Source organism: Acinetobacter endophylla, from assembly GCF_053543775.1.
The window spans coordinates 1-377 of the sequence record NZ_JBLVOM010000158.1 but is presented as its reverse complement, the minus strand read 5'-3'; the positions used below and the strand labels follow the sequence as shown (position 1 = coordinate 377).

Annotated in this window: 1 protein-coding gene; it reads left to right on the top strand. The window is 46.9% G+C overall.

From position 1 onward, the window contains the following. Positions 1 to 24: 24 nt before the first annotated feature. Positions 25 to 377: terminase large subunit domain-containing protein (locus ACNPNW_RS06135; protein ID WP_448766728.1), on the top strand; the 353-nt coding region annotated here is incomplete at its 3' end.

Genomic DNA, 377 nt, shown 5'->3' with positions numbered 1-377 from the left:
ATCATTTTCGGTACGGCCAAGACGATGGTGGATTACTCACCGTTTATGCGTCAGCGTTTTGGTATCGAAACAGCGCAATATTCAATTTTTCAGTCGTCTAGCAACTCGGTCTTTAAAGCGTTATCTCAAGATCGGGGTGGGACTAAGGATGGCTTGAACGTTCATATGGGCGTAATTGATGAATTACATGCGCATAAAGATTCAAGCATGTATGACATTGTTGCCGATGGTATTGCAGCGCGGGATCAGCCACTGGTCGGTGCAATTAGTACTGCCGGGGATGACAACCTGGGCGTGTGTTACCGCGAACGTTCTACCGTAGAAAACGTATTACGTGGCAAGGCCAAGCATGAGCAGTACTTTGGCATGATTTTCTG